Source organism: Mesorhizobium sp. M0663 (assembly GCF_040320585.1).
GTDB lineage: Bacteria > Pseudomonadota > Alphaproteobacteria > Rhizobiales > Rhizobiaceae > Mesorhizobium.
Genome location: NZ_JAMYPX010000002.1, coordinates 569,414 through 589,107, shown reverse-complemented (window position 1 = coordinate 589,107; position 19,694 = coordinate 569,414). Strand labels below are relative to the sequence as shown.

At 61.0% G+C, this 19,694-nt stretch carries 33 protein-coding genes; 10 read left to right on the top strand and 23 right to left on the bottom strand.

All coding sequences use genetic code 11. From position 1 onward, the window contains the following. From NKI54_RS06335 to NKI54_RS06320, 4 genes are all read right to left on the bottom strand, one after another. Entirely contained in the window at positions 1 to 1,092 is a 1,092-nt protein-coding gene (locus NKI54_RS06335; protein ID WP_352638179.1) for an ABC transporter ATP-binding protein, read from the bottom strand. After that, entirely contained in the window at positions 1,089 to 2,048 is a 960-nt protein-coding gene (locus tag NKI54_RS06330) for a carbohydrate ABC transporter permease (protein WP_352458309.1), read from the bottom strand. Before NKI54_RS06330 ends, NKI54_RS06335 begins: the two co-directional genes overlap by 4 nt. Beyond that, positions 2,045 to 2,905, bottom strand: coding sequence for a carbohydrate ABC transporter permease (locus NKI54_RS06325; protein WP_254820511.1), 861 nt, complete (start codon positions 2,903 to 2,905; stop codon positions 2,045 to 2,047). The genes NKI54_RS06330 and NKI54_RS06325 overlap by 4 nt, the downstream gene beginning before the upstream one ends. Before the next feature lie 78 nt (positions 2,906 to 2,983). Continuing rightward, entirely contained in the window at positions 2,984 to 4,597 is a 1,614-nt protein-coding gene (locus NKI54_RS06320) for an extracellular solute-binding protein (RefSeq protein WP_352458310.1), read from the bottom strand. Between the two features lie 372 nt (positions 4,598 to 4,969). Here NKI54_RS06320 and NKI54_RS06315 point away from each other — a divergent pair, with 372 nt between their 5' ends. After that, on the top strand, positions 4,970 to 6,001 hold the full coding sequence (locus tag NKI54_RS06315; protein WP_352571254.1) for a LacI family DNA-binding transcriptional regulator: 1,032 nt from the start codon (positions 4,970 to 4,972) through the stop codon (positions 5,999 to 6,001). Positions 6,002 to 6,173: 172 nt separating this feature from the next. After that, positions 6,174 to 6,392, top strand: coding sequence for an SIP domain-containing protein (locus NKI54_RS06310; protein ID WP_352458312.1), 219 nt, complete (start codon positions 6,174 to 6,176; stop codon positions 6,390 to 6,392). Here the strand turns inward: NKI54_RS06310 and NKI54_RS06305 are convergent. The 3 genes from NKI54_RS06305 to NKI54_RS06295 form a co-directional block, all read right to left on the bottom strand. After that, a complete protein-coding gene (locus NKI54_RS06305) occupies positions 6,389 to 6,811 on the bottom strand; it encodes an aconitase X swivel domain-containing protein (protein WP_023675772.1) in 423 nt (140 codons plus the stop codon). The two genes, NKI54_RS06310 and NKI54_RS06305, sit on opposite strands and share 4 nt — an antisense overlap. Next, entirely contained in the window at positions 6,808 to 8,058 is a 1,251-nt protein-coding gene (locus NKI54_RS06300; RefSeq protein WP_352690965.1) for an aconitase X, read from the bottom strand. Before NKI54_RS06300 ends, NKI54_RS06305 begins: the two co-directional genes overlap by 4 nt. A 186-nt stretch (positions 8,059 to 8,244) precedes the next feature. Beyond that, positions 8,245 to 8,496: a hypothetical protein gene (locus NKI54_RS06295; protein WP_352579118.1), complete on the bottom strand. Its 252-nt coding sequence runs from the start codon at positions 8,494 to 8,496 to the stop codon at positions 8,245 to 8,247. Between the two features lie 275 nt (positions 8,497 to 8,771). Between NKI54_RS06295 and NKI54_RS06290 the strand changes: the two genes are divergently transcribed. After that, positions 8,772 to 9,104, top strand: a complete 333-nt coding sequence (locus tag NKI54_RS06290; protein ID WP_352690963.1) for a hypothetical protein — start codon at positions 8,772 to 8,774, stop codon at positions 9,102 to 9,104. Positions 9,105 to 9,317: 213 nt separating this feature from the next. Here the strand turns inward: NKI54_RS06290 and NKI54_RS06285 are convergent, their stop codons facing one another. The 9 genes from NKI54_RS06285 to NKI54_RS06245 all read right to left on the bottom strand — a co-directional run bounded on the left by NKI54_RS06285 (position 9,318) and on the right by NKI54_RS06245 (position 13,874). Beyond that, positions 9,318 to 9,644, bottom strand: coding sequence for a hypothetical protein (locus tag NKI54_RS06285; protein ID WP_352614491.1), 327 nt, complete (start codon positions 9,642 to 9,644; stop codon positions 9,318 to 9,320). Next, entirely contained in the window at positions 9,641 to 9,820 is a 180-nt protein-coding gene (locus tag NKI54_RS06280; RefSeq protein WP_352614490.1) for a hypothetical protein, read from the bottom strand. The genes NKI54_RS06285 and NKI54_RS06280 overlap by 4 nt, the downstream gene beginning before the upstream one ends. Next, positions 9,817 to 10,311, bottom strand: a complete 495-nt coding sequence (locus NKI54_RS06275; protein WP_352690961.1) for a type II toxin-antitoxin system VapC family toxin — start codon at positions 10,309 to 10,311, stop codon at positions 9,817 to 9,819. Before NKI54_RS06275 ends, NKI54_RS06280 begins: the two co-directional genes overlap by 4 nt. A gap of 4 nt (positions 10,312 to 10,315) precedes the next feature. Continuing rightward, complete coding sequence (locus NKI54_RS06270; RefSeq protein ID WP_352614488.1) at positions 10,316 to 11,170, bottom strand: hypothetical protein; 855 nt, start codon at positions 11,168 to 11,170, stop codon at positions 10,316 to 10,318. A gap of 8 nt (positions 11,171 to 11,178) precedes the next feature. Beyond that, on the bottom strand, positions 11,179 to 12,108 hold the full coding sequence (locus tag NKI54_RS06265) for an IS1595 family transposase (protein ID WP_352614486.1): 930 nt from the start codon (positions 12,106 to 12,108) through the stop codon (positions 11,179 to 11,181). 164 nt (positions 12,109 to 12,272) lie between these two features. Beyond that, a complete protein-coding gene (locus NKI54_RS06260; protein WP_352571257.1) occupies positions 12,273 to 12,506 on the bottom strand; it encodes a DUF2934 domain-containing protein in 234 nt (77 codons plus the stop codon). Positions 12,507 to 12,592: 86 nt separating this feature from the next. Further along, entirely contained in the window at positions 12,593 to 12,805 is a 213-nt protein-coding gene (locus tag NKI54_RS06255; RefSeq protein ID WP_023675767.1) for a hypothetical protein, read from the bottom strand. A gap of 124 nt (positions 12,806 to 12,929) precedes the next feature. Continuing rightward, a complete protein-coding gene (locus NKI54_RS06250; RefSeq protein ID WP_023675766.1) occupies positions 12,930 to 13,235 on the bottom strand; it encodes a DUF1236 domain-containing protein in 306 nt (101 codons plus the stop codon). Between the two features lie 342 nt (positions 13,236 to 13,577). Then, positions 13,578 to 13,874: a hypothetical protein gene (locus NKI54_RS06245; protein WP_352571258.1), complete on the bottom strand. Its 297-nt coding sequence runs from the start codon at positions 13,872 to 13,874 to the stop codon at positions 13,578 to 13,580. A gap of 167 nt (positions 13,875 to 14,041) precedes the next feature. Between NKI54_RS06245 and NKI54_RS06240 the strand changes: the two genes are divergently transcribed. Beyond that, entirely contained in the window at positions 14,042 to 14,314 is a 273-nt protein-coding gene (locus tag NKI54_RS06240; protein WP_352690957.1) for a hypothetical protein, read from the top strand. Between the two features lie 54 nt (positions 14,315 to 14,368). Here NKI54_RS06240 and NKI54_RS06235 read toward each other — a convergent pair whose 3' ends face one another. The 6 genes from NKI54_RS06235 to NKI54_RS06210 all read right to left on the bottom strand — a co-directional run bounded on the left by NKI54_RS06235 (position 14,369) and on the right by NKI54_RS06210 (position 16,637). Further along, a complete protein-coding gene (locus NKI54_RS06235) occupies positions 14,369 to 14,668 on the bottom strand; it encodes a hypothetical protein (RefSeq protein WP_023675763.1) in 300 nt (99 codons plus the stop codon). Between the two features lie 171 nt (positions 14,669 to 14,839). Further along, complete coding sequence (locus NKI54_RS06230) at positions 14,840 to 15,163, bottom strand: hypothetical protein (protein ID WP_023675762.1); 324 nt, start codon at positions 15,161 to 15,163, stop codon at positions 14,840 to 14,842. Next, complete coding sequence (locus NKI54_RS06225) at positions 15,163 to 15,366, bottom strand: hypothetical protein (RefSeq protein WP_023675761.1); 204 nt, start codon at positions 15,364 to 15,366, stop codon at positions 15,163 to 15,165. The genes NKI54_RS06230 and NKI54_RS06225 overlap by 1 nt, the downstream gene beginning before the upstream one ends. Beyond that, on the bottom strand, positions 15,351 to 15,620 hold the full coding sequence (locus NKI54_RS06220) for a hypothetical protein (RefSeq protein ID WP_023675760.1): 270 nt from the start codon (positions 15,618 to 15,620) through the stop codon (positions 15,351 to 15,353). The genes NKI54_RS06225 and NKI54_RS06220 overlap by 16 nt, the downstream gene beginning before the upstream one ends. Beyond that, positions 15,620 to 15,832 (bottom strand): hypothetical protein, encoded by a 213-nt coding sequence (locus tag NKI54_RS06215; RefSeq protein ID WP_023675759.1) that lies wholly within the window; start codon positions 15,830 to 15,832, stop codon positions 15,620 to 15,622. Before NKI54_RS06215 ends, NKI54_RS06220 begins: the two co-directional genes overlap by 1 nt. Before the next feature lies 1 nt (position 15,833). Continuing rightward, on the bottom strand, positions 15,834 to 16,637 hold the full coding sequence (locus NKI54_RS06210; protein ID WP_352690955.1) for an N-acetylmuramidase family protein: 804 nt from the start codon (positions 16,635 to 16,637) through the stop codon (positions 15,834 to 15,836). Between the two features lie 152 nt (positions 16,638 to 16,789). Between NKI54_RS06210 and NKI54_RS06205 the strand changes: the two genes are divergently transcribed. From NKI54_RS06205 to NKI54_RS06180, 6 genes are all read left to right on the top strand, one after another. Then, on the top strand, positions 16,790 to 16,975 hold the full coding sequence (locus tag NKI54_RS06205; protein ID WP_031211530.1) for a hypothetical protein: 186 nt from the start codon (positions 16,790 to 16,792) through the stop codon (positions 16,973 to 16,975). A gap of 140 nt (positions 16,976 to 17,115) precedes the next feature. Beyond that, positions 17,116 to 17,298 carry a hypothetical protein gene (locus NKI54_RS06200; protein ID WP_031211529.1) on the top strand — a complete coding sequence of 61 codons (183 nt, stop codon included), beginning with the start codon at positions 17,116 to 17,118 and terminating at the stop codon, positions 17,296 to 17,298. Positions 17,299 to 17,475: 177 nt separating this feature from the next. Continuing rightward, positions 17,476 to 17,643: a hypothetical protein gene (locus NKI54_RS06195; protein WP_023675755.1), complete on the top strand. Its 168-nt coding sequence runs from the start codon at positions 17,476 to 17,478 to the stop codon at positions 17,641 to 17,643. Positions 17,644 to 17,810: 167 nt separating this feature from the next. Then, positions 17,811 to 17,984, top strand: a complete 174-nt coding sequence (locus NKI54_RS06190; protein ID WP_023675754.1) for a hypothetical protein — start codon at positions 17,811 to 17,813, stop codon at positions 17,982 to 17,984. Between the two features lie 229 nt (positions 17,985 to 18,213). After that, positions 18,214 to 18,435: a hypothetical protein gene (locus NKI54_RS06185; RefSeq protein ID WP_352579388.1), complete on the top strand. Its 222-nt coding sequence runs from the start codon at positions 18,214 to 18,216 to the stop codon at positions 18,433 to 18,435. A gap of 1 nt (position 18,436) precedes the next feature. Next, positions 18,437 to 18,988: an acyltransferase gene (locus tag NKI54_RS06180; protein ID WP_352579389.1), complete on the top strand. Its 552-nt coding sequence runs from the start codon at positions 18,437 to 18,439 to the stop codon at positions 18,986 to 18,988. On the opposite strand, the gene NKI54_RS06175 is transcribed toward NKI54_RS06180, so the two are convergent. After that, the gene (locus NKI54_RS06175) at positions 18,977 to 19,690 is read right to left on the bottom strand and encodes a class I SAM-dependent methyltransferase (protein ID WP_352452700.1); all 714 of its coding nucleotides are present in this window, start codon (positions 19,688 to 19,690) and stop codon (positions 18,977 to 18,979) included. The two genes, NKI54_RS06180 and NKI54_RS06175, sit on opposite strands and share 12 nt — an antisense overlap. Positions 19,691 to 19,694: the final 4 nt, after the last annotated feature.

Below are 19,694 nucleotides of genomic sequence, written 5' to 3'. Positions count from 1 at the left end.
TCAACCTGCTCTCAATGCAAGACCGGAGGCGGCGTCGAAGACGCGCACCGCCTCCGCCGCAGGCGCGACGACGGCTGTCTGCCCGATCGCCAGCCCGACATCATTGTCGAACACCGCCTTCACCGCAGTCTCGCCGTCGCCAAGGTGGATGATGGTGCGCGCACCGATCCGCTCGACGAAACTCACCGGCATGGACAGGCCACGGCCACCTTCAGCCAGCGTCACCTGCTCCGGTCGAAAGCCATAAAACACCTCGCCGCGCATCCTGCGTACGGCATCTGCGATCTCGACCGGCAGCGGCGGTGTCACGCCGAGCGGGCCGAGATCGATGACCAGACCACGGTCGCTTTCCGCCGGCCTGCCCTTGAGCAGGTTCATGCCCGGCGCGCCGATAAAGCGGGCGACGAAGACATTGGCCGGATTGTTATAGACCTCGAGCGGCGTGCCGACCTGCTGCAGCACGCCGTGGTCCATCACCGCGATGCGGTCGGCCATGGTCATTGCTTCAAGCTGATCGTGGGTGACGTAGACCATGGTCTGCCGGAACTGCCGCTGCAACTGCTTCAGTTCGGTCCGCATCACTGCCCGGAAGGCGGCGTCGACATTGGAAAGCGGCTCGTCGAGCAGGAAGATCGCCGGCTCCATGATCGCCGAACGGCCGATCGCCACCCGCTGCAATATGTTGACCGACAGTCTGTCCGCCTTGCGGTCGAGCAGCGGCGTCAGTTGCAGCATCTCGGCAATGGCGCCGACACGGCGGCCGATCTCGGCCTTTGGTGCGCCGCGCATTTTCGGCCCGTAGGCGAGGTTCTGCCGCACGCTCATATGAGTGAAGATCGCATAGTTCTGGAAGACGAAGCCGACGCCGCGCCGCCCCATCGGCACGCCGGCCATGTCGCGCTCGCCAAACAGGATCTTGCCGCTGGTCGGCCCTTCCATGCCGGCGATCATATTCATCGTCGTCGACTTGCCGCAGCCAGACGGCCCGAGCAGCGCCATGAACTCGCCGTCGGCAATGGCCAGGTCCATCGTCTTCAGCGCGGTGAAGTCGCCGAATTTCTTGACCAGGTTCTGCAGGTGGATGGTGCTCATGCCGCCACCTCGCGTACCCGGGCCATGCGTTTCATTGCAAACACCGCAGCGATGGACAGCACGATCAGTATGGCCAGCGCGATTGCCGCCACATAGCCCCAGATCAGGTCCTGGGTGGTGAGCTTGTAGATGTAGACGGAGATGGTTTCGGTAGCGACGCCGGGACCGCCCCCGGTCATGATGTAAAGCGTGTCGAATATCTTGAAGTTCTCGATCACCCTGATCGCCAGCGCGATGATGATGATCGTCTTCATCTTCGGCAGCACGATGGTTACGAAGCGCTGCCACGGGTTGGCGCCGAGCAGCGTCGCCGCCTTGATCTGGTCGTCGGGCACGCCGACCAGGCCGGCAAGCAGGATCAGGAACATCAGCGGCGTCCACTGCCAGATGTCGGCGACCATGACGGCGATGAGCGCCAGCGTCGGGTCCGACAGCCAGGCGATGGTGACGGGAAAGCCTGAGATCGCCGACAGGATGTCGTTGACCGGGCCGCCTGACTGAAACAGCATGAAGAACATGTAGCCGGCTACCGCCGGCACCACCATCATCGGCATCAAGAGGATCGAGTAGAAGATCCGCTTGCCGGGGAACTCGTCGGCAAACAGTGTCGCGAGCGCCAAGCCGAGCAGGAACTCCGCCGGCACGCAGACGATCATGACGATGGCCGTGCGCTTCAGCGCACTCCAGAAGCGCGCATCGGCGGCAAGGTCGGTGTAGTTGGCGAAACTGTTCCACATCGACCAGGCGTTCCACCAGCCGGTGCCCGACAGCGGCGACCAGTCGGTCAGGCTGATGTAGAGCTGCATCAGGAGCGGGAAGACGGCGATGAACAGCACCAGGATCTGCGCCGGCAGCGTCAGCCGGAAGCCGAGCTTTGCGCCCTCGTCCGGCAGCACCGACGCCGCTTTGGAGGCTTGCATGTCGCCCTCCGAAATCGTCGCAGTCACCGCGCTCATTGCTTGAGCGCCCCGAAGGTCAGTCCGCGCACCAGATGGCGCTGGATGGCGATGCCCATGATGACAGGCGGCACTGCCGCTATCAGGCCGAGGGCTGCCTTGGCGCCGTAGAGCTGTCCGGTCATCGATGAGGACAGCGAGGCCATGTAGACGGGGACCGTCACCCATTCGCGCGTCGTCAGAAGCAATGCAATCAGATAGTCCGACCAGTTGAGGATGAAGACGAACAGCGCAGCACTGGCCAGCGGCGCGCGCATCATCGGCAGCGTGATGCGGGTGAAGACGCGCCACCGCGAGCAGCCCTCGACCAGCGCCGCTTCCTCGATCTCGCGCGGCATGTCGTCGAAGAAGGTCTTCATCAGCCAGAAGGCGAAAGGCAGCGTGACGATGCCGTAGATCAACGACAGCCCCCACCAGCTGTCGGTGAAATTGAGGAAGGCCCACATGATCATCACCGGGGTCATGACCGCCATTGGCGGAAACAGGCGAAGCTGAATCAGCGCCAGCGGCAGGTTCTGGCCCGAGCCGAAGCGCGACAGACCGTAGGCCGCCGCGGTGCCCGCCGACATGGCGATTGCCGTGCCGAATGTGGCCGACAGCAGCGATGACAGGATCGGCTTCAAAGCTGTGCGGTCGAGCGCGACGATCAGATTGTTGGTCGATTCACCGAAGACGAAGCGGAAATTGCTGAGTGTCGGGTTCTTCGGCCACCAGGTCAGGTCGGCGCCGGTCGCCGACCATTCGGCGATCGGCTTGAACGCCATCGACACCATCCACAGGATCGGCACCAGCGTCACCGCCATCGCCGCAAGGATCGCGGCATAGCGGAATATCTCGAAAGGAACTGAACGCTTCATCTTGCGGCTTTGCTGGGTCCTTCGTTGCCGAGGGGAAGAGCGACCGCTCCTCCCCTTCTTGGTAAGATCCTGCGACGATCAGGCGATCGGATCGAGGACGGTCGGCCAGGCCTCCTTGTTGGTCTTGATGGCTTCGAGAAGCTTCTCCTCGCCGGTGCGGCGGGCAATCTTCTTCCACTCGGCCTCGGTGTCGGCCATCGCCTGCTCGGCTGTCTTGGCCTTGGTCAGCGCGGCGACGAGGTTCTCGTCCAGCGCGTTGTGGAAGGCGGTGGCGCCGGGATAGTTGATGGTGGGCACGGTGCGGGCGACCGTCTCTCGCACCACGTCCATGTGGTAGGCGTGATAGGTCTGGCGAACCAGCGGATCCGAGAAATCCGATAGCCGGAACGGATCGAAGTAGCCGCCCGGATTGGCAGTCATCCAGGCGTAGATGCGGCTTGAGCCCAGCCACTGCAGGAACAGGTAGCAGGCCTCCGGATTCTTGGCTTGCGAGGACACCGACGCCGACAGATTGAGCCACAGCACCGACCGGCTGACCAGCTTGCCGTCGATTTCGCGGCCGGGCGGCAGCATCGAGCCGATCTTGCCGGTGACAGCTGAATCCTTGTTGCCGGCATTGTCGAGGAATTTCGGCAGATTGGAGAAGGCGCAGGTCATGGCCGCACCGCCCTTGGCGAAATTGCCGTACTGCTCCGGCCAGCCCCAGGAGATCGCGTCCGGCGAATGGTGCGAAAGCGAAGCGATGTACTCGCTGGTCGCCGCGATACCTTGCTCAGAATTGATCAGCGGCTTGCCGGTATCGTCGAACAAGAACTGATTGGGCGAAGCCATTGAGACATAACGCTGATACCAGTTGGTGTAGCCCCAGCCCTGGTTGCGCAGATCGGTCGAGCCGAACAGGCCCTTGTCCGGGCGCTGGAAGAAGGCCGCGATCTCGTCATGCTGCTTCCAGGTCTTCGGCGCCGCCAGTTCATAGCCGTATTTGTCGGAGAAGGCCTTCTTCTCGTTTGCGTCGCCGAACAGATCGGTACGGTAGACCCATGTCTGGAAGTCGCCATCCAGCGACACGCCGTAGGTCGAGCCGCGATACTGGTTGAGCAGCGAGACGCCCTTGGCGCCGTCGACATAGCCGCGCTCGGGATCGTCCCATTCCGGCTTGTATTGCGCGACGAAGTCGTCGAGCTTGAGGATGCCGCCGGTTTCGGCGAGGTCGCCAAGGCGGTTCCATTCGACCGCGTAGATGTCATATGCCCCACCCTTGGTGGAGATGTCCTGCATCGTCTTGGTGAATTCCTGGCCGTTTGGCACACCGACGATTTCCAACGGAATGCCGGTTTCCTTCTCCCAGAGATCCTTGATCGACGGCGCGCCGGCCGGAAACGGCTGGGTCAACTGGCCGATCGAGCCGTCGGACAGGCCAAGTACGATCTTGGCCGGCGCCTTGCCGGCGCCCTTCATCGCCTTGGCCGCCTCGATGGCGCGGCCCTCGGGCGTGTCGGCGCCATACTGGTAGCGCTCCGAGCCGTCGAAGCCCGTCGGGCCACCGATCATGCCGGGCGCCAGGGCATCGGCCGCATAGGCACGGCTTGGGCGAATGAATTTCGGTGCAATACCTGCGGCGGCAACAAGGACTGCCGCCTTTCCACCGGACGCCAGCAAACGGCGCCGCGACACGCGGATCAAATTCGACATTGGAACTCCTCCCTCAGGGCCTTGTTCCTCCACGGCCCTTATGATGGATATTGACGGCACTATACGAAGGCTGTCAACATCATAAATAATCAATACACCTCATAACATCTCATGGGAGGGGAAGAATGGCGTTTGTAAAGGCTCTCATACTGAAGCCGGTGCTTGAATTTGAGGGAGCCCGGCTGCCCACCTCCCCGCTTTGGTCTGCTTGGGCATTTTGGTGTAGCGCGGCGGCTTGCGCATCGGCCAAGGCCGGTTACATCATTTCCCATCAGAATCGCGGACGGCGATGAAGCCGCTCTCCGACGGTGGACCCATGAAATGCGTGATCTCGATGCGCCCCTGGCGCGTTTTGGAATGAGGTGATCGACAGTGCGGTCCACCCTGACAGACATAGCCCGGGAGGCCGGCGTTTCGGCCGCCACGGTCGACCGTGTGCTCAACAACCGCGCCGGGGTTCGGGCGCGCACCCGCGAGGTCGTGCTCGAAACGGCACAGCGGCTTGGCTATATCGCTGAAAATTCGAACAATCCGAACCAGCGCAACGCGGTTACTGGCGAGGTCATACGGCTGGATTTCGCCCTGCCCGCCGGCACCAATTCCTTCATCAAGATGCTGCACCGCCAGATCGAGGCGCAGGCGCAGGCGCGGCCGGACCTCGACGTCCGCGTCGCTACCATCGAAGGCTTCAATCCGGACCGGCTTGCGCGTCTGCTGCAGGAACTGCACGGGCAGACGCAAGGCGTCGGTGTGATCGCGCTCGACCATCCGACGGTCCGCGAGGCGATCCGCTCGCTTTCGGCCAGCGGCGTCAGGGTCGTCACCATCGCTTCCGACATCCTGCATGTGCCGCGGGTTGCCTATATCGGCATCGACAACCGCGCCGCCGGCCGGCTCGCCGGCTACCTTCTCAACCGCTTCATGGGTGCCGGGCGTCCGGGCAAGGTCGCGCTGTTCGCCGGTTCGCTCTCCTACCGCGGCCACGAGGAGCGCGAGATGGGCTTCCGCCACATACTGGCGGAAGAATCGCCCAATCTGCAGATCGTCGAGATGCGCGAGATGCTCGACGACCGGGAGAAGGCCTATTCGGAGGCCTCCGCCCTGCTGGACCGGCACCCGGACCTAGCCGCCATCTACAATGTCGGCGCCGGCAACACCGGCATCGCCCGCGCGCTAAGGGAACGCGGGCGTGCACTGTCAACGGTCTTTCTCGGCCATGAGGTAACGGAGGGCACCAAGGAGCTCTTGCTCGACGGCACGCTCGACGCGGTCATCGACCAGAACCCGCGCGTCGAAGCCCGCGAAGCGCTCAACACCTTGACCCATGCGGTCAGGGGCTTGCCTTACGAACTGCACCAGCCACGGCTGCAAGTGATCTTCAGGGAAAGCATCCCGGAGATCTGAAAGAAGGGCCGAAGCCGATCATAGATGCGCCGCCCAATACGAACAGCGCCTTCGTCTCCGCCGCCGGCGACGACCGTCTCGGCGGCCAGTGCCTTGAACCCGCAAGACGGCGCAAGGACAGACACGCCATCGGCAGCATAACCGTCATGCTGCCCGATCGAAACCAGCGCATGTGCCCGCGCCCGCTATCACTGCCGACCATGCCATTTCGCTCCTGTGGGTAAGGTTGCTCGCATGGCCGACCGGTTCGGCATTCGGCTGGTTCGCGGCCGAAGCGGCAGCCGCCACGACGGTGCGCGAACACTGGCGCGGCACGCTGGCGCTCGGCCGCAACGAAACACTGGCGGCAGCCTACTGGCGGCGGGGCGCGGCGGGACTGATGGCCGGCTAGAGCTTGCTCACCATCGCTTGCGCATCTTCGCCCAGACCGATTGCGATCCGGTCGCCGGAGACAATGCCTGACATGTCGCAGACAACCAGCGGCATGCTGATTTCGTAGAGGAATTCGGCAACGATGGCGCCGACGGCAAGGATCGGGTCCGGCCGCTCCAGGATAATGCCGGCCGGCGCCGTGCCTCTGCGGATCGCTTCGGCCAGAACCGAAGACGAGGACGACGACCCTCGCCCGCTCGGCATCACCAGGATCTTGCCGGCGATATTGCCGCCCAGGTCCGGATGCGAATGGTCGATGATGTCGCCTGTTTCGACGTCGATCCCGCCCCAGAAGCTGAGCGCCTGCGAAAGCACCAGCGCTGGGCCTTGTGCCGAGCCGGAAAGGTGGAATGTACCGGTTCTGGCCGGCGTCTTCATGGCGCGCCTCGCACGACGCGGCCGGCCGCAGCCGAGCGGACGCAGTCTTCCATGTCACCGAAGGCCACCGAGACACCGATATTGCCAGGTGCGTAATGCGCCCATTTGCCCGAATTGGTCATCACCACGCCATCGAGACGCTCGAGGATCGACGTGACATAGGTGCAGGTGTCGGTGACCGGAACGAGGCCGAAGGCTTCCATGCCGGCCAGTGCGCCTTCGTCCTGCAGCCGCGTCAGCGTCGCGCGCCCTGTGTTGACATAGATTGGGACACCCTTGCCTGGACCGACTTCGCGCAGCAGCGGCAACAGGCGCATCCACTCGTCATAGGAGAAATGCGGCGTGCCTAACGACACGGCTGCAAGCTGCACGCCGTCGGGGACGCTCGACAGCCTGGCCAGCGCATGGTGGATGTCAGCGCGAGAGATTCGGATTTTTTCCTCCGGCGCCAGGCCGTGCAACGCCTCATCCGGCGTCTTCGCCTCCGGCGTGATGCCGACGGCATGAAACAGCGCCACGGCACCCGTCGTTGCCGCCGCCGCCCCCAGCGCCTTCAATTGGTCCTCGTCGCGCGGCTGCGGCAGGCCCGATATGACAGGGATGCGGTCGCGAGCCCTTTGCCCGATGATCAGCCCGACGCCGACAAACAGAGCGTCGCTTGGCTCGAAAGCAGCGTCAGTCAGCTCGAACAGGACCTGGCCTCGTCGATTTTCACTCAGGTGCAGCCCCCATGCTGGCGCGCGCCCGGTCATTGCGCAGCACAAATCGATAAAATCGCCATAGCGGTTGGTCCGCGCGCCGATCACCGAATTGGCAAAGACGATGGCGTTGGATTCACCCCAGGCGACCTGCTCGTCGAACCTTGGCCGGAACCGGGTCTGATAGGGTGCGCAGGTGAAGGTCGCCTGGCAGCCGAGTTCCAGATGCGCCTTCATCAGGCGTCGCGCTGGCGTTTCTTGCGACACCGGCATCTTCACCAATCCGGGATGGATGAGGTCGAACGAACCGACATTCAGCGTCGTCGGCACCCGAACGCGGCCGCCGCCCTCGATCAGCCTTTCGACGAAATCGAGGCTGGCCTGGCCGTGATAGAGGCAGCCGTCGATATGGGCACCGGCAATGTCCAGCAACTTGCGCGCGCCGACCGCCTTCGAAAAGGCAACCAGGATCTTCATGGCGGCAGCCGCTGCCGAGCCTTGCTCGCCATGCAGCATCGACTGGTCGCCGCCCGTCAATTCCAGCGTCATCGGCAAAATTCCCGAGCCCACACCATGCCGATCAAGCACTCCCTGATTGCGGAGCGTCTGGCAAGACAGAGCTTTGGATCTCTTCTACTTCGCAGCGATCAGCAGACCAGACGTTCACAGCTCATCGCGAAGCCAGAGAGACGCGAAGCACGGTCGGAGAGCGGGCGATCCGCGACGGAAACGGCGCTATTCCTTCTGGGGCACCCCGTCGACTGCCCCATCGCCATCTGCAGAATGCGGCAGGATGCCGAAGTCGCGCGACTTGGTCCCGTGCGCCGCCGTCAGGAAACCATCGGCTGTGAGGCCTCGCCTCAAAAGTTCCCGTATCGCGGCCGACCGGCTCGGCATGCGCTTGTCGAAGCGCCAGTTCTCCAACGCCGCCAGTTCATCGACGGTCAGCATGATCTGCAATCGTTCCGGGCGTTCCAGTTCGGACATCTCGGCCTCCAGTCATACCAGCCTAAATGCAGCTGAGTTAGTATGTTCCTAATTTTCTGTAGAGTTAGGTACGTGAACAGAATGCGTCAAGGCCTTCAGATCAGCGAGTCATGCAGAAGTCCGATGAAGCGGATCAAGCATCAAATGGACAATCAACAAAATACGATAACTATTTGACATAAAACGAGTTTTTAAGGAATTTCGCTTGCCAATCGCGAATCCTGGGCGCATCGTAGAACACAAGGGACAAACCGCTCCTGAAGGGAAGGTTTTCCATGCGCTACGGATTTTCGGTTCGCCTGCACGAAGACGTCAGTTCCCGAGTTCGGGCTACATTGCGGTCCGGGATTTCCATCAATCTGACTGCTGTCGCCGAAGCCGCGCGACTGCAGAACCTCGCCGAGAATGTTGCGCGCGAAGACATCGAATGGCTCGTCATGCAAGCAGCCCAGCTCTACGGGGCGGCTATCGAGTTCGATGGCTTCGCGGAAACCGATCTGGCGGAGTTTGCGTGCCCTCAGCTGATGCAAAGCAGCCCCGCCGTGGGCTGGGATTCCCTGGAAGACGGAGCTTCCGCTTCGCCGGATCCTGGCCGTCAGACACACTGAGCGCGTGCTCTTGTGAGCCCCGCGCCATGCTGCCGCCACGTGCAAGGCGGTAAGTAGCCCGCCATTGGGATGGCGGGCTTGGCGCCGACGAATCTCGCGCCTGAATATGAGCTCTGCACTGGCAGGCACGAGGAATGGCTGTTGCCATTGCCTTGGGCAGGGCAGTTCCGCCGTGACCGGACCGATCCGGACAAGGCGGGGCGATTATGTACTTTACAAACAGGGAGGTCTGAAGACGCGGGTAGCCCCCTCTTCGGGGTCGATCACCAACACAACGTTTTCTGGGTTTTGCCAAGGCAGCGACATCACGTAGGCCGCAAAGTCGTCTTCGGAGAAATGGTTGAAGCCGCCGCCAGCTACAAACATTTGCGGATGCTTGCTGCCGCCAAAGCTAGCCTCGACGCTGTTAAGTTGTTGGAAGGGGCCGGCGCGCTCCGCTAGCCACTCCTGTATGCGCTCGAAAAGAACGGGCTGACCGTTCGGGCTCGAACAATCTTCAGCAATAGATGTACAAAGCACCACACCGCTGACGACGCTCATCGTGCCTTCTTGCCCTTCGGCTTTTGCTTGTGGTCAGCCGGGGTACGCGCCAGCTTGCCCATTAGGGCATCGGCATCGGATTTCCCTTCGTCCGCTTCAATCTCGCGCGCCTTCTCTATGAACGCGCGCGACTGTGTTGCGTCATCCCGCTTTGCGGACTTGTGCTTCGCGGTCATTGGGCGCCCTCAAATATATCGTGCTGCGGCTTAGGTGGCTTAGGCGTTGGTTTTGGAGGGCAGATTTTCAGCGGCTTGCCATCAGCGCGGTTCACCTTACCGTCCAGCTTGAGCAAATCGGCGCCATCGAACGTGTGCATCTCATCGACGTTCAAGGCCAGCTCCGTTGCCAAATGGATGCCATCGGAGGGCTTCTTGCATTCGGTGTGATGTCTCATAAGCCTTCGACAGGCGACACCAATCTTTTCGTCAACGACGACCGCGCGAATCCATTTTTGCCGCAGCAACAATTCGATTTGCTTATCGCCATCCTCAGAAAGCGGCTTGCCGGCGTCCTCGCACTTCGCCTTGAAGACCTCCGCAAAGGTGAAGAATGACGTGTAGATCAGTACGTCGCCGGCTTCGGCTTCCTTCCACACTGCGGCACAATTATTCAGCTTGCCCGGCTCCTGGTTTATGAGGCCGAGAAACGTACAGGAATCCCAATACACTCTTTTAGCCAAGCCGCCCTTCGTGCAATTGCTCTAAATATTCGTGAGGGTCCATCCCCGCCGTAAAATCAGGATCAAGTATCGCTTCCAAATTCACAAGAGGGGCAAACTCAATTTCCCGCACTTCGACCGCGTCTATGGTCTGCAATTTTCCGCCGGCGATGTAGTTGAGCCGCCCATGTACCCCAAGGGTTTTTCCCTTCCAAATATCGCTCATGGAATGCTCGTCACCGAACCTTTCGATTAGGTCTCTGGAAAGAGTGCACCAGATGAAGCCATACATTTCGTTTTTGATCTGGATAGCCTCTCTATTGCGATAGCGACCAGCCGCAAGCATCACGCCTTCAATCTCGCCGAACGACTGTCGCGGCACTAGATCTTGCTCGAAATCCATCACGTTGAAAGCATCAAGCGTGTTGATACCGGCTTTCGCCTGATCGGGCGTGATCGAGATCACGTCACCGTCTTCAAAATCAATATAAGTCTCACCGATGCCGTTTAGATTTCTGGCGAAGATGCCTTTGGCAACAGCGAAGGTATCGTGCGTCATCCATTCCGGAGGAGTGCCGCGCGTCATGAGGCTCCGAAGACCTTGCGAGACTTCGGCTTTGACGCGCTTAGCCATGGCCGACACATTGACCGAAGGATTGGACGCTTGCGCAACGGCAACGACAGTAAACGGGCTATTGGTGCTGGCTTTCTCCAGCCTCCACTCAAAACGCGAGTGCGGGTCGCCCATCGACTGCTGAGCGGCCTCAAATAGCTTCATGTGGTCGAGAACCTGCTGCATGGCGTCGGTGACGCTCAGCAACTTTTCGTCGGAGACGGTGGGGTGCACCGTTATGACGACACGGTCCATTTTCTCGCCTATTCCGCCCCGACGCCCGATGAGTCCCGGTACTTCAGTCGTTTTCCAACGATGCCAGCCATAGCCCTTACCGTCCGGTTGTTGTCATCGACGCCAAGCGCGATGCGGTTGCTGTAGCGAAAGTCGAATTCAGCAAGATAGCGGTGCAAGTGCTGCTCACCGCAATGCTGATAGATGCCCTTCATGCCACGCTTGAAGATCGAATAGTAGCCTTCCACGGTATTCGTATGCACGTCACCGCGAACATACTCGTCTTTGGAGTGCGTGACAAAATCGTGAGAGGCGAAATCCTGACCGGCGCGGCGATAGATGCCGGACTCGTCAGTCATGAGCGCGCTTTCCCGCGCGATGTTGGCGCGAACGATCGGCATGACATTGCCCATGCGAGCGGTATCGACATGGAAGGAACGAGCGCGACCGCCACGTTCGACCAGCGTAACGACAGAATTCTTGTGAGCGCCGCCGCCACGCTTCACCGGAGCGCCTTTCAGGCGGCCGATGTAGGTTTCGTCAACTTCGACCTGTTTGCCATCGCCGCCCATTGGGGACAGCACCCCGTCACGCATAGCCTCACGCAAGCGATGGAACATGAACCACGCGGTCTTGTACTGGACCTGCAAAGTCCGATGCAGTTGGTGAGCGCTGATACCCTTCTTGCTGGACGCAAGAAGGTGCGCCGCTTGCCACCACTTGTGCAGCGGCACATGGCTTGATTCGAACACCGTTCCGACCTTCACGGTGAATTGCTTCTTGCACTCCAAGCAGCGGCGAAGGCCGGTGCGAGCGGTTGGGCCAGAGACTCGGGTAATGCGCGCCTGTTCGCAGTTGCCGCACTTCGGGCAAATCGGACCTTCGGGCCAAACAATCGCTTCCAGCCGCTCAAAAGCAGCTTCTTCGTTGTGGAAATGTGGCTCGGAAAGGACGCTCATAACCCGGATTCCTACTGTGGATTCAAGGTATCAGGCATCGCCGTGTTTGTAAAGTACATAATCGCCCAAGGCGGCCGGGCCTATACCATGAACGTAGCCTATGATGGATCTGAATTCTGCCGTTTGGACGCGTTCAATCCAAGTCTGCCTAAATCCGCTTGAGTTCACGCTTTGCGTGGTCGCGCCTTGGGTTTGCTTCCGTCCTTGGTGGCGGGCGCCGTCTTAGGCTGACGTGGTGTCGGCTTCGGCCGGCTGGCGGTCTTCTCTTTCGCGGCGATTTCCGTGTCGATTTCTGTGGTAGCCTGATCCCAATGCTGCTGATGGGCCCCGTCGGGCCTGCCTGCCTGTTCCCAGATCGCGTGTGCTCGCTGGCGAATCCGTTCCTGCCTGTCCGTCACTGTTGCCTCCGTCGGCTCGGTTCATGCGTAAGCAACGCTGTTCTAGCTGAAATTTCGACCCGCGTCTTGAGGCGCAGGCAACACCGTCATTGAGCCTCTCTGTCACACAGGACAGCGACGCCGAGGAGCGCCGCCTTCTTGATGATCAGCCCTTCAAGGTCGGCGTCCGAGCGCTCCGTTCCGGTGCGTTTGCGCAACAGTGCGATCGCCGCCTTCATCGACAGCAGGCCATCGCCTCGTTCAGCAAGCAGTTTGTCGACGGCGGCGGCCACGTTGACCGGCTCGACATGCGGCAGCATGGGAATGGCTCCTTTCCTTGTTTCGAGACGACAGCGGCTCCATCCCGATCGCTCGGGATGGAGCTCTGATTTGGTTATTAGACCGTGACCTTTCCAAACCCGGTTCGCGGTTTGGCAACGCCGATCACTCGATGACCTGCACGATCTTGCGGGTGCCTGGGTCGACGAGCACGGTGCGATTGCCGACGACGACGTATCTGTACCGCACGTCTGGAACATCGATCGGTTGCAGCTCGACCGTATCGGGCAACGTGGAACCGATATTGAGCTCCACCCCCAGAAGACTGATCGACGCAAGCGGGTGCTTGTGGACGTATTCGCGGATGACCGTCTGCTGTTCGGGCGTGACAATCACCTGGTCCGCGGTGGCCACGCCGACGCCGGCAAGCAACGCCAATCCCGCCGCAGCAGGAACAAGGTGGATTTTCATCGTCTACTCCTGTTGTTACGGGCCTCGCCCTTACAATTGCGACGCGGCATTCCGGTCGAAGCGGCGAACCCTCTAGGCAAACGCCCACGCCACCTTGTTGTTCCGTAAGTGGCGGCTAATCGAACAGCGGTGAAGTGCCCGCGCGATGCGGCGAATGGACTGCGAATGAACTGCGGTGGCCCGCGTCGCAAAACGCGGGCCGATCGGTTTCCCGATCAGCAGCGATACCGGAGGGGGGTGATATCTACTGCGTCTGAAATAACATTTAGGACAAGCTAATGTTCCTAAGCGAGTGCAACAAACCTGCCGGCGCAAGCGGCGCGAAGTTGCCGCTCGTCGCTGCTACTGCTTTGGCGGCTGTGGCGGCACCTCGCCGGGCTTGATCACCGGGGTCCTGCCCTCGTCCGGCGGTGGCGCCGCCATGCCCTGATCGCCCGTTGGCGGGGGCTTCAGGACCCCACCGCATGGCTCGAGCGTATCGGACAAATTGTTGCCGGCCGGCTTCTGCTGCTCGCTGTTCTGGTCCGGCAGCTCGACTTTGCAGCGGTCGGATTGCGCCTGTTCGCCCGGCTGCGCGGCCGCCGGCACCGCCAGCAGCAGCGCACCTAGCATATACGGCAAGAAAATGAGCGGTCTCATATCGAGCTCCTTTCGCGCCAGTATCTTCTGAATGTGAAGGCGGGCAGGCGCGATTGGTTCCGTCGTGCGGCAATGCGCCCGGACCGCAGCGGCCCGGAACCGGCCGCCAGACTTATGAGTTCAACCACTGAGCCAATTCAGGGCCCCTGACATTATGGAGAACCGCGATGAAACCGCGCAGGAAAGAACGAACCGACGACGAGACGGAGAGCCCGACGATCCAGCAGCAGGACTGGGACGCCATCCGGAGCGGGAGAATCCTCCCTGACGGCGTGCCGCAAAACGGCGATATTCGCTATGACGTCGAGAAAAGCGGCGAACTGCCGGAGGAGGACGACGATAACGCTTACCAGGAAAGCGACGAGGCCTTGCCGGACGACACCGATGAACGCGTCATTTCGCGCGATCTCCAACGGGAAGGTGGTGCTTTCGACGAGTAATGAGCCACCGCCTTCCGCATTCTGCATCGGCGGTCGGATGAAAAACCCTTGCTTTCAGTCCGGGAGGTCGAAGACCGGATCCTGGCAGCGATAGACCGGACATTGACCGTCACGCGTCTTGATATAAGCGGCGCGCGGCACCTGCGGCCAGTCGCATTCATTGCCGAATTGGCGGACGTATCGATCGTAGGTGTTCTGGCCGGTGGTCAGCACCACCGAGCGATGCCTCTGGATCAGAAGCTGTGTCTGTTCGCACGTCATCGCGCGGCTGTCCGGCCGGGCGTGGGCCGTCGCGGCAAACAGAAGCGCCCCGGCTGTCAGGACTGCCGCTTGTGTCAGGACCTTGGCAAGCATGACACCATCTCCCATGCCTAACGCGCATCTTGGTCGGGCAGCGCCGGATCGAGCCGCCCTGTCGCGAAAGAAAGATCGTACAGAATGCGAGGGAAAATGCAAAAAGCCCGCCGCACCTTTCGGTGTGGCGGGCTCCAACTGAACGTCACTATTTCGTCGGGCTTGGGCGGCTTACTCCTCCTTCACCGGCCCGAACCGGCGCACGATCATTTCGAAGACGATGTCCGAAATCCACATGGCCGAGACGCCGATTAGGAACGCCGCGGCCAGCGTCGTGGTGTCGTCGTCCGGAGAAGGAATGGGCAGGCCGGCGGCGCGGAAATAATGCACGACCGGCAGCGTCAGATAGGCCGCCGCCAGCGCGCCGCAGATCGGCGAGGCCACCATTTCGCGGACCTTGTAGCGATGGCGCGACAAGGCCCGCAAAATGCCGCCGGACAGGCCGGCGACCAACACCGGCGCCTTGATGCCCAGGACGTCGAGCAACTCGTGCATCATGGCGTCCACCCGCACCATCTGGCGCCCTGCCCGTTGAAGGCATTCATCTCGTCGAGCTCGGGCCGGGTCATGGCGGCGACCACGGCCGCCGATGGCCGGCGCGGCTGGTTATGGTCGCACCAGACCTGGCGCGGATTACCGGCCGGCGCGGTTGTCGTGCAGCCGGCGAGCACCAGGCAGAGGATCAGCGCCTTGCCCATTTCCCAGCCTCCGCTCTGGCTGCCGCATCGGTCATGCCGGCGGCCTTGCGCTCTTCGGCGGCGGCCTCGCGGCTCATTTCCAGGCGGTCTTCGGCGGCCGCGACTTTTGCCTCGGCCTGTTTGACCGCCTCCTTCTTCGCCCGGTTGATGCCGCCGGCAACATAAAGGCCGATGCCGCCGGCCGCAGCGGCCAATACCGTCATGACGACCTTGTTGCCGAGGATGGCGCTGAGAATGGCGAGGAGTGCGGCCATCACAAATCCTCCGCGCGGCGGCGGCGCAGGAACTCGGTCAAAACGCCGTTGATCACAAGAAACCAGGGGAACCATTCCCCTGGGATAATCGGCGAAAGAACCTGCGGGTCGACATAGGTAACGACGGTCGCGATAACGCCGATGGCCGCCTGAAGCCGCGCCCAGAATATTGTTTCGCTGCCGCGGAAGAAGCTCTTGATCCGGGTCCACATGTCATTTCCTTCCAAACAGTTTCAGGATGGTTGATAGTTTCAGGATGGCTGCGATCAGCGCTGCCCAGAGGCCGGGCCTGGCGGCAGGCACGGGAGGTGCAGAGGACGCGGGCGCAGCGGTCGCTTGCGGAACGGCAATTGGCTTAGCGGGCTCTGGCGGGACTGCGGGGACGACCGCCGATGACACCGGACCGGCAGACGGCCAGGGCGTGTCCTTGATGCGCGACCATTTGCGATAGGCCTCGGCAAGCCTGGTATCGTAGGCGTTCTTGCGGTAGCCGGCGCCGTTGTAGCCCTTGGCAAAAGCAGCCCAGTCATGATTGCGCAGATTGCCGTCGAGCCGGTTCGCGACGATGAAATCGATCGCCGCACCGAGCTGCAGCGCCTCGTCCGCCATCATTGCCTCGGCCATCGCCTGCACGGTAAGGAAGCCCGCGGCCTTGAAATTCTCGCCGAGGACCTGACCCAGCCCCCACGAAGCGGATTTGAGCGCCGCGGTTTCGTCGATCGCACAAGCTGCCCTGAGCCGTGGGTAGCTGTCCCTGGGATAGGGCTTTGCGCCCCACTTCGGATAGGCGAGGCCGGCGGCTACCGCCTTTGCCCGCTTGGCACCCGACAGGTTGCGGTAGAAGACGTGCGGTTCGAACAGGATGACCGGCCGGCCAACGGCGTCGAAGCCGCGCCCGCTGGTTTCAACATCGAGGAACGCGTGCATCTCGTCCTCGCCGACGCCGATCCGGGCACCGAGTTTCGGCAAGTCTATATCATCGAGGCGCCTGGCGGCGCCCCTGAACGTCATGTCCATGGGCAGTCCTTTCCGCCCTCGCGGGCAAGGTTTTGAGGTTGAAAAAGCAGATGCGTGGCGGCAAATCAGAATTGGGCGGCAGCCCGTGCCGATGTTGCAAGGAAGGTTGATGTTTTCGACCTGCCGTGTGAAATGGCCGCGGGATGGTGCACATGTCTGATGATGAACAAACCGCTGCGGCGCGCTGGACGGTGAAGTCCGAGCTCCGCACCGTCGGTCGCGACAAGCCGCTGCTGCTGGTGCTGTCGGCGATCCTCTGCCTCTATTGTGCGTTTATCGCCGGACCGATCGTCTATGCGGTGCTGGCCATCAACGGCATTGCGGATTTCTTCAAATGAAGCCAGTTCCGGCGATCTCGCTCAGGTCCCGGTTCCTGCGTCTACCGCGCCCGAAATTGCTCGACCTGGATGAAATTGCTTAGCCGGGATGAAACTGTTCCCGTCTATCGTTCGTACCTGTAGCGGGTACGGGAGGACACGTGACGATAAGAATCAGGCTTCCAGGCGGCACCTTGAAGATCAAGAAAAGGGACGAGCTGCGGCGCCGCGAGCAGAAACGCGAGGTGCCGGTTTGGCAGTTCGGCAATTACTTCGTCATCTGGTGGCCGAGCGGCATGTCCGGTCGCCCATCCTCGCCCAATAAATCCTCGCCCAGGAAATAGCCCCCGCACCCGACGATCCCAACTGGCACTGGCGCCCCGTGCGGGATCGGGAACCGCCGCGCGCGCCCGAACCTCAAGACCGCTCGACTAGTCCCAGAAATAGTCAGCGGGCAGGCATTGACTCTTCCGCAGCGGAAGGTCTCTGATGCTGCATTGCACAATGGGGTGGCGGAATCGATGGCGGTGCGTATCAGGATGCCTGGCGGCACACTGAAGGTGAAGGTGTACCGCGAATTGCGCGACCGCGAACGCGCCCGCCGCATACCCGTCGTCAAGATCGGCCGGATCTATTTCACCTGGTGGTCGAACCGCCAGCGCCTGATTGATGATCAGTCGCCAGGGTGACGCATGAATTTTTTCGGCTGCCATGCGCCTGGGAAAGCCCGCCCCGACCTCCGCCGGCCAGCTTGCAAAATAAGTTGATGAGGCCGCTGTTGACTCTTCCGTAACGGAAGGTCTCTACTTACCGCATTGCACGAAAATTGCTGCGTTGCACAACGGGAGTTGGACCGATGGCAGTGCGTATCAGGTTGCCTGGCGGCACTCTGAAGATGAAGACCTATCGTGAGTTGCGGGCCAGGGAACGCGACCGCCGCGTGCCTGTGATGAAGATGGGCTCGCTGTATTTTGTCTGGTGGTCGAAAAGCCAGGAACCTCACCAGAAGCCGCAGGACAGCAGACGGTAGCGGCTCCGCCGCGGTGGGTCTGCGTCGGCGATGAACCCTAGCCGAAACCTCTCCCCCCAGGATTTCTGGTCGAGTTGCAGTGCCGTGTTGGTGTGACCTCGCGCGGCTCCCGATTGTTCTGACGTCTTTCGGCGATTTTCACGGCGTCTAGACTGGCGGACGCGGTCGTTCGCAAGCTTGCAAACCGCCGCCGCTTGTCGCAATAGCTAGGCCGTAAAGAGACGCATGGATGATGGAGGCTGACCTGTCTATTGCGAACAGCCGATTTCGGTTGTCGGCTCAGTTAGCCGACGAGCCACCGATCCCACGTGCAATTATTGATTCGGACCTCGAAGACGCGGCGCGGGCATTCTTCGAAGGGGTATCTGAACACCAACATTGGAAGCATTTCTTCGAGCGATCGCAGCTTTTCGCTGAGAGGGTGCGAAAGTCGCGCTTCGGCCGCAACTGATATGCCATTCGTTCCACCATTCCTCTACCGCCTAGCCGGCATCAACTCCGGCCCCGCAACGAAGCTAAGTTTGCGGAGCGTCCGCAGTTTGCGGCGAGGCAAGCATGCGATCGGCGAAGAATGCATCATCAACAGCGTCTTTTCCTTCGATCGCGCCGATGCAAAGATCACCGTTGGAAAAAGATCCTATATCGGCAAGAGCCACCTCGTGGCGGCTGAGAAGATCGAAATCGGGGATGACGTGATCATTAGTTGGGGTACCACAGTCGTCGATCACAACTCACACGCGACGGGTTGGCAAGACCGCAAGGAAGATGTCGCCGACTGGCATCAGGGAAAAAAGGACTGGTCAAAGATCACCATTGCGCCAGTGAAGATTGAAGACAGTGTTTTTATCGGCTTCAACGTCATTATTCTCAAGGGCGTAACGATCGGCAAGGGATCGGTCGTTGGTGCGGGCTCTGTCGTCACGAAAGACGTGCCGCCCTTTAGTATGGTCGGCGGTAATCCTGCAAAGCAAATCGGCGGCGCTGCTGCTAGATCAGCGACTTGAGCACAGAGCTCCGGCCATGTAGGCCATGCTGCGCATCGCCGTCTTGGGTGCAAACCTTAGAAATTCGGTCCGCAGTCTGTGTTTTACCCATCCTTTTTTTTCGCCAGCCAGGTGCTGTTCATAAGCGAGGTCGTGCGCAAAAACCTTTAGCCGTTCGACCTTTAGCCCAGACGTTTTGAGAAGGTTTTCAAACGTTTGGGTCGTGTAGAAGTTGATATGCCCATACGGCCCTGACATCCGAATGGCCTTGCTGAGATCTCGCGTATGCTCCAAAGGCACTTCAATATAGAGCTTCTCGCAGACCCGAGCCGCCTCCCTCAGAAACATCCGTTCGTGCTCGACGTGTTCGACGACGTGAATGGCAAGCCCAAGATCGAACGACTTGTCGGGATGAGGGATGTGATAGCCGTCGAATACGTCGATGCTGTCCAGTTTGGCGATTTTTCTTGCCTTGATGGCCTCGACGCCGCTCTTCGAAATCTCGACGGCGCCAAGCTTCTTACCGAGCCCCTTCCTGTTCAGCTTATCCAGCACCGCACCTTCGCCCGCCCCGATGTCAAGAATCCTGTCGAAGAATTGGCCTTGAATGACCGCTTCGATGTGCCCGACCGACTGGTTTGAAGCTATGTCCCGTTTTGCGGCTACTTTTCCATCGGCGTAATAGTCGTCATAGATGTCGATGATGCTGCCGGCATGCGCCATGGGA

What these genes read in the sequence shown, in the direction of transcription:
- NKI54_RS06335 (WP_352638179.1), bottom strand. Translation starts at nt 1,092, where the DNA reads ATGAGCACCATCCACCTGCAGAACCTGGTCAAGAAATTCGGCGACTTC.
- NKI54_RS06330 (WP_352458309.1), bottom strand. Translation starts at nt 2,048, where the DNA reads ATGAGCGCGGTGACTGCGACGATTTCGGAGGGCGACATGCAAGCCTCC.
- NKI54_RS06325 (WP_254820511.1), bottom strand. Translation starts at nt 2,905, where the DNA reads ATGAAGCGTTCAGTTCCTTTCGAGATATTCCGCTATGCCGCGATCCTT.
- NKI54_RS06320 (WP_352458310.1), bottom strand. Translation starts at nt 4,597, where the DNA reads ATGTCGAATTTGATCCGCGTGTCGCGGCGCCGTTTGCTGGCGTCCGGT.
- NKI54_RS06305 (WP_023675772.1), bottom strand. Translation starts at nt 6,811, where the DNA reads ATGAAGACGCCGGCCAGAACCGGTACATTCCACCTTTCCGGCTCGGCA.
- NKI54_RS06300 (WP_352690965.1), bottom strand. Translation starts at nt 8,058, where the DNA reads ATGACGCTGGAATTGACGGGCGGCGACCAGTCGATGCTGCATGGCGAG.
- NKI54_RS06295 (WP_352579118.1), bottom strand. Translation starts at nt 8,496, where the DNA reads ATGTCCGAACTGGAACGCCCGGAACGATTGCAGATCATGCTGACCGTC.
- NKI54_RS06290 (WP_352690963.1), top strand. Translation starts at nt 8,772, where the DNA reads ATGCGCTACGGATTTTCGGTTCGCCTGCACGAAGACGTCAGTTCCCGA.
- NKI54_RS06285 (WP_352614491.1), bottom strand. Translation starts at nt 9,644, where the DNA reads ATGAGCGTCGTCAGCGGTGTGGTGCTTTGTACATCTATTGCTGAAGAT.
- NKI54_RS06280 (WP_352614490.1), bottom strand. Translation starts at nt 9,820, where the DNA reads ATGACCGCGAAGCACAAGTCCGCAAAGCGGGATGACGCAACACAGTCG.
- NKI54_RS06270 (WP_352614488.1), bottom strand. Translation starts at nt 11,170, where the DNA reads ATGGACCGTGTCGTCATAACGGTGCACCCCACCGTCTCCGACGAAAAG.
- NKI54_RS06265 (WP_352614486.1), bottom strand. Translation starts at nt 12,108, where the DNA reads ATGAGCGTCCTTTCCGAGCCACATTTCCACAACGAAGAAGCTGCTTTT.
- NKI54_RS06255 (WP_023675767.1), bottom strand. Translation starts at nt 12,805, where the DNA reads ATGCTGCCGCATGTCGAGCCGGTCAACGTGGCCGCCGCCGTCGACAAA.
- NKI54_RS06250 (WP_023675766.1), bottom strand. Translation starts at nt 13,235, where the DNA reads ATGAAAATCCACCTTGTTCCTGCTGCGGCGGGATTGGCGTTGCTTGCC.
- NKI54_RS06245 (WP_352571258.1), bottom strand. Translation starts at nt 13,874, where the DNA reads ATGAGACCGCTCATTTTCTTGCCGTATATGCTAGGTGCGCTGCTGCTG.
- NKI54_RS06240 (WP_352690957.1), top strand. Translation starts at nt 14,042, where the DNA reads ATGAAACCGCGCAGGAAAGAACGAACCGACGACGAGACGGAGAGCCCG.
- NKI54_RS06235 (WP_023675763.1), bottom strand. Translation starts at nt 14,668, where the DNA reads ATGCTTGCCAAGGTCCTGACACAAGCGGCAGTCCTGACAGCCGGGGCG.
- NKI54_RS06230 (WP_023675762.1), bottom strand. Translation starts at nt 15,163, where the DNA reads ATGCACGAGTTGCTCGACGTCCTGGGCATCAAGGCGCCGGTGTTGGTC.
- NKI54_RS06225 (WP_023675761.1), bottom strand. Translation starts at nt 15,366, where the DNA reads ATGGGCAAGGCGCTGATCCTCTGCCTGGTGCTCGCCGGCTGCACGACA.
- NKI54_RS06220 (WP_023675760.1), bottom strand. Translation starts at nt 15,620, where the DNA reads ATGGCCGCACTCCTCGCCATTCTCAGCGCCATCCTCGGCAACAAGGTC.
- NKI54_RS06215 (WP_023675759.1), bottom strand. Translation starts at nt 15,832, where the DNA reads ATGTGGACCCGGATCAAGAGCTTCTTCCGCGGCAGCGAAACAATATTC.
- NKI54_RS06210 (WP_352690955.1), bottom strand. Translation starts at nt 16,637, where the DNA reads ATGGACATGACGTTCAGGGGCGCCGCCAGGCGCCTCGATGATATAGAC.
- NKI54_RS06205 (WP_031211530.1), top strand. Translation starts at nt 16,790, where the DNA reads ATGTCTGATGATGAACAAACCGCTGCGGCGCGCTGGACGGTGAAGTCC.
- NKI54_RS06195 (WP_023675755.1), top strand. Translation starts at nt 17,476, where the DNA reads ATGGCGGTGCGTATCAGGATGCCTGGCGGCACACTGAAGGTGAAGGTG.
- NKI54_RS06190 (WP_023675754.1), top strand. Translation starts at nt 17,811, where the DNA reads ATGGCAGTGCGTATCAGGTTGCCTGGCGGCACTCTGAAGATGAAGACC.
- NKI54_RS06185 (WP_352579388.1), top strand. Translation starts at nt 18,214, where the DNA reads ATGATGGAGGCTGACCTGTCTATTGCGAACAGCCGATTTCGGTTGTCG.
- NKI54_RS06180 (WP_352579389.1), top strand. Translation starts at nt 18,437, where the DNA reads ATGCCATTCGTTCCACCATTCCTCTACCGCCTAGCCGGCATCAACTCC.
- NKI54_RS06175 (WP_352452700.1), bottom strand. Translation starts at nt 19,690, where the DNA reads ATGGCGCATGCCGGCAGCATCATCGACATCTATGACGACTATTACGCC.